Genomic DNA, 5,693 nt, shown 5'->3' with positions numbered 1-5,693 from the left:
CAACCTTCACCAACACTTATAAAGCAGCTCCAGCAAAAATTGCTATTGAAGCTAAAAAAGTTTTGAACGGTAAAGAGCTAGAGATAGATGAGTTTGAGTTTGAACTGAAAGAGGGTGATAAGGTTGTTGCGACAGCAAAGAATGCTGCTGGTGGATTGATTCGTTTTTCTGAAATTAGCTATTCAAAAGCAGGAGTATATAACTATACTATTACAGAAAAGGTTGGCAATAAACTTGGTGTAACTTATGATAAAACAGAACATCCAGCAACTGTAGAAGTGAAAGATAATGGCTCAGGTCAACTTGTCGCGACAGTTACAAGTGAAACACCAGTTTTCGTTAATGACTATAAAGCGGAACCTGCGCAGGCTACAATCAAAGCTAAGAAAGTCTTGAAAGGAAAAGCGCTTGAAGCTGATGCTTATACTTTCGAACTGAAAGAAGGTTCAGACCTTGTAGCTACGGCTAAGAATACTGCCTCAGGAGAAGTTGTCTTCAACGTCACTTTCTCAGCAGCAGGCGATTACGCTTACACTATTACTGAAAAAGCTGGTGACGATAAAACAATCACTTATGATCAAACTGCGTATGAAGTGTTCGTCACTGTTGCGGATGATGGTAAAGGCCAATTGGTTGCGACTGTAGAAGATGCGGATACAGAACGGGTCTTCACAAATATTTATACAGCACCAGCTCCAACAGCTACATCAGCAACACTTGAGTTTACGAAAGAATTGACTGGTCGTACTTTGGTTGATGGTGAGTTCCAATTTGAATTGTACAAAGATGGACAAAAAATTGATACAAAAACAAACCAAGGTGGGAAAGTAACATTTAATACAATCAACTATGATGCAGAAGGTGTTCATACTTATACTGTAAAAGAAGTGAATGCTGGAGCAACTGGTATTACTTACGATACAGAAAAGACTGCAAAGGTAACAGTAACCAAAGATGCAGCAACCAACGCCTTGAAGGCAGCTGTTGAATATCCAGCAGGTAATGTCTTCAAGAATAGCTTCAAAGCACCAGCGGTAGAAGCTACGATTGAAGCAACTAAGAAACTTGAAGGTAAAGAACTTGCGGCTGATGCTTATACTTTCGAATTGAAAGAGAAAGGCGCCGTTGTAGCTACAGCTAAGAATACTGCCGAAGGTAAAGTAGCCTTTGTTCGTTCATTCGAAGAAGCAGGTACTTACACTTATACCTTGGTTGAAAAAGTTGGTACTGAAGAGGGTATTGAATACGATAAGACTGAGCATACCGTAACAGTCACTGTAGTTGCGGATGATCAAGGTCTCTTGACTGCAAGGGTTTCGTATGCCGATGGTAAAGAAGTTGTATTTACAAATAAATACACTGTTCCAACACCAACACCAGAACCAAATCCAAATCCAGCTCCAAATAATCCAGGAACAACGCCAGATCCAGCACCAACACCAGATCCAACGCCAAATAATCCAGGAACAAATCCAACTCCAGGAACAGAACCAACTGGTCCAGGACAAAAAGAGGATCCAAAACCAGCACCTCCAGCTACTGAGACTAAAGGTAAAGCTGAACTTCCAAACACAGGGGAAGCAACCTCTATCCTTTCTGCGCTTGGATTTGTAGTCTTGGCATTGAGTGGATTGGTATTCTTCGTAAAACGCAAAGCTTAAGCTTTTGTAGAAGAAACATGAAACTTGGTAAGTGAGAATTCTACTTCTCTCTTAAACCTGATAGAGAAAGTCTCTAGAAAATTCGTTTTCTAGGGGCTTTTTTTGTACTTCAAAAAATTTTTTAAAAAAATAGTCAAATTTGGTCAAAAAGTTATTGACTTTTACTGACTAAAGTGGTATAGTAGAAACATAAGGAAAATGAATTCCTTAGAAAACTTCATTTTCAATGATCCTATTTCTTGAAAATGTATGATAGATACCCTAGAAAGGGGTGAGGCCTATGTTAAATCTAACAGATTTTGAAAAGAAGATGATAAAAGGCTTATTTAAGAAAGAAAAACCAGAAATTATACGTAGGGTAGCTAGTTAGCTAGTCTAAAATTTTTAAAACAAAGATCAAAGATAGTCAATATCAGAGATCGCATATAATTAAGAATAAACGAGGTAAAGAATATGAACAACAACTTTAATAACTTTAACAACATGGATGATTTATTTAACCAATTGATGGGAGGTATGCGAGGATATAGTTCTGAAAATCGTCGCTACTTGATTAATGGACGTGAAGTGACACCTGAGGAATTTGCTCACTATCGTGCAACTGGTCAATTGCCAGGTAATGCAGAATCTGATGCACAAATGCAACAACACGCTTCAGGTATGAAACAAGACGGTGTCCTTGCTAAACTAGGTCGTAACTTGACAGCGGAAGCTCGTGAAGGCAAGTTGGATCCTGTTATTGGACGAAACAAGGAAATTCAAGAAACATCTGAAATCCTCTCGCGTCGTACGAAAAATAATCCTGTTTTGGTCGGAGATGCAGGTGTTGGTAAGACAGCCGTTGTCGAAGGTCTAGCACAAGCTATTGTGAATGGAGATGTTCCGGCTGCCATCAAGAACAAGGAAATTATTTCTATTGATATCTCAGGTCTTGAGGCTGGTACTCAATACCGTGGTAGCTTTGAAGAAAACGTTCAAAATCTAGTCAATGAGGTGAAAGAAGCAGGGAATATTATCCTCTTCTTTGATGAAATTCACCAAATCCTTGGCGCTGGCTCAATCGGAGGAGACAGTGGTTCTAAAGGGCTTGCGGACATTCTCAAGCCAGCTCTCTCTCGTGGTGAATTGACCGTTATTGGAGCGACAACTCAAGACGAATACCGTAACACCATCTTGAAAAATGCAGCTCTTGCTCGTCGTTTCAACGAAGTCAAGGTCAATGCTCCTTCAGCAGAGGATACCTTTAAAATCCTTCAAGGGATTCGTGACCTCTATCAACAACACCACAATGTCATCTTGCCAGACGAAGTCTTGAAAGCAGCAGTGGATTATTCTATCCAATACATTCCTCAACGTAGCTTGCCAGATAAGGCTATTGACCTTGTAGACGTAACGGCTGCTCACTTGGCAGCTCAACATCCTGTAACAGATGTGCATGCTGTTGAACGGGAAATTGAGGCAGAAAAAGACAAGCAAGAAAAAGCAGTTGAGGCAGAAGACTTTGAAGCAGCTCTCAATGCTAAAACTCGCATTGCAGAATTAGAGAAAAAAGTCGAAAACCACACAGAAGACATGAAAGTGACTGCCACTGTCAATGATGTGGCCGAGTCCGTAGAGCGTATGACTGGTATCCCAGTTTCTCAAATGGGGGCATCTGATATCGAACGCCTAAAAGATATGGCTCATCGTTTGGAACACAAGGTTATCGGCCAAGACAAGGCAGTAGAAGCAGTGGCTCGTGCTATTCGTCGTAACCGTGCTGGTTTTGATGAAGGCAATCGCCCAATCGGTAGCTTCCTCTTTGTAGGTCCAACTGGGGTTGGTAAGACCGAGCTCGCTAAGCAATTGGCACTGGATATGTTTGGAACTAAGGATGCTATCATTCGTTTGGATATGTCTGAATACAGTGACCGCACAGCTGTATCTAAGTTAATCGGTACAACAGCAGGTTATGTGGGTTATGATGACAATAGCAATACTTTGACAGAACGTGTTCGTCGTAATCCTTACTCTATCATTCTCTTGGACGAAATTGAAAAGGCGGATCCTCAAGTAATCACCCTTCTCCTTCAGGTCTTGGATGACGGTCGTTTGACTGATGGTCAAGGAAATACAGTGAACTTCAAGAACACGGTCATTATCGCGACATCAAATGCTGGATTTGGCTATGAAGCTAACTTGACAGAAGATGCAGATAAACCAGAATTAATGGATCGTTTGAAACCATACTTCCGTCCAGAATTCCTTAACCGCTTTAACGCAGTTATCGAGTTCTCACACTTGAATAAGGAAGACCTTTCTAAGATTGTGGACTTGATGTTGGCTGAAGTCAACCAAACCTTGGCTAAGAAAGACATTGATTTGGAAGTCAGCCAAGCAGCTAAGGACTTTATCACAGAAGAAGGCTATGACGAAGTTATGGGTGTTCGTCCTCTCCGTCGCGTGGTTGAACAACAAATTCGTGATAAGGTGACGGACTTCCACTTGGATCATCTAGATGCTAAACATTTGGAAGCAGATATGGAAGATGGCGTTTTGGTTATTCGTGAAAAAGCCTAACTCAAGATTTTGAGAATAAAAAAAGAAGGAACTAGCTAAAAGCTGGTTCCTTTTTGTGTTTAGATGACATGGCGCTCAAAGGCATCATCTGAGATTCCTTGTTCCAGGATGAGTTTTGCCCATTCTTTAGCAGAAAAGAGGCTGTGGTCCTTGTAGTTTCCGCAAGATTCGATGGTTGTTCCAGGGACATCTTCCCAAGTAGTGGTTTCAGCAATTTCCTTGAGCGAATCCTTGATAACAGCTGCAATTTCAGCACTGGTATGGCGACCCCACATAATCATGTGGAAGCCTGTGCGACAACCAAATGGTGAACAGTCAATCATGCCGTCAATTCGGGTACGGATGAGTTTGGCCAAGAGGTGTTCGATAGTGTGAAGCCCAGCAGTAGGGATAGAGTCTTCATTTGGCTGTACCAAGCGAATATCAAAGTTGGAGATGATGTCTCCCTTTGGCCCCGTTTCTTCCCCAATCAAGCGAACATAAGGTGCTTTAACAATGGTGTGGTCAAGTTCAAAACTTTCAACAATAACTTCTTTTGACATGGTAAATCCTTTCAGTTTTCTTCTTTCATTATAACATAAAGGGTGCTGTTGATGGAGTTTGATAAATGACTTTTTATAATAAAGTCTCTATACATAAACCTCAGAATTATAAAGAAAGAATGGAGAGAAGAATACCTTGTGAAAGAAAAGTTTAGTTTTTCTAGTGGAACTCAGGTGACTTTTGAAAAGTGGATCAACTTTTTCTGAAATTTCTGTTTAATCTCTGAACTAATTCTGAACTAGATTGGGTATACTGGAGAAAATAAAGATAAAGGAGTTCAGTATGGAACATATTGTAAAAATTGATCGTGTTTCTAAAAAATATGGAGACAAGCAAATTTTAAAGGATATTTCTTTTACAGCTAGGAGTGGTCGCATTACGGCTTTTCTAGGACATAATGGTGCAGGAAAAAGCTCGACCTTGAGGATTCTCTTGGGCTTAGATCGGGCGACAGCAGGAACTGCGACTTTTGATGGACAAACCTATCAGTCAATGATTTATCCTCTCAAAACAGTAGGTGCAGCTTTTGACGGTATTGGAGGTCTGCCAAATAGAAAGGTTTACGACCATCTGCATATTATTGCTGCAAGTAATGCTATTCCGAAGTTTCGGATTGATGAGGTATTGGATATGACTGGGATCGCTCATAAGAAAAAGGATTTCTTATCAAGCCTGTCTCTAGGAGAGGGGCAGCGCCTGGGGTTGGCAGTAGCTTTACTAGGTGATCCTCAGTTTCTTATATTAGATGAGCCGACTAATGGACTAGATCCAAGTGGGATTAAGTGGTTTAGAAGGTTCATTCGCCAGCAGGCTGATTTTGGGAAAACCGTCCTTCTATCCTCTCATATCCTGTCTGAGGTACAAATGGTAACAGATGATGTAGTCTTGATTCATCATGGGCAAATTATCGAACAGGGAACGCTAGAAGAT

At 40.8% G+C, this 5,693-nt stretch carries 4 protein-coding genes; 3 read left to right on the top strand and 1 reads right to left on the bottom strand.

All coding sequences use genetic code 11. The features are described from left to right. Together HMPREF3057_RS05060 and HMPREF3057_RS05055 are read left to right on the top strand one after the other, a co-directional pair. The coding region (locus tag HMPREF3057_RS05060; protein WP_142350340.1) for a Spy0128 family protein at positions 1 to 1,661 on the top strand (1,661 nt) is incomplete at its 5' end. A gap of 453 nt (positions 1,662 to 2,114) precedes the next feature. Continuing rightward, positions 2,115 to 4,220 (top strand): ATP-dependent Clp protease ATP-binding subunit, encoded by a 2,106-nt coding sequence (locus HMPREF3057_RS05055; RefSeq protein WP_001063360.1) that lies wholly within the window; start codon positions 2,115 to 2,117, stop codon positions 4,218 to 4,220. Positions 4,221 to 4,279: 59 nt separating this feature from the next. Here the strand turns inward: HMPREF3057_RS05055 and HMPREF3057_RS05050 are convergent, their stop codons facing one another. Further along, a complete protein-coding gene (locus HMPREF3057_RS05050) occupies positions 4,280 to 4,762 on the bottom strand; it encodes an S-ribosylhomocysteine lyase (protein ID WP_000032544.1) in 483 nt (160 codons plus the stop codon). 283 nt (positions 4,763 to 5,045) lie between these two features. On the opposite strand from HMPREF3057_RS05050, the gene HMPREF3057_RS05045 reads away from it, so the two are divergent. Beyond that, positions 5,046 to 5,693: ABC transporter ATP-binding protein (locus tag HMPREF3057_RS05045; protein ID WP_070696722.1), on the top strand; the 648-nt coding region annotated here is incomplete at its 3' end.

Source organism: Streptococcus sp. HMSC072D05 (assembly GCF_001815805.1).
In the GTDB taxonomy this organism is placed as follows: domain Bacteria; phylum Bacillota; class Bacilli; order Lactobacillales; family Streptococcaceae; genus Streptococcus.
This window is presented reverse-complemented; position numbering and strand designations above follow the sequence as displayed.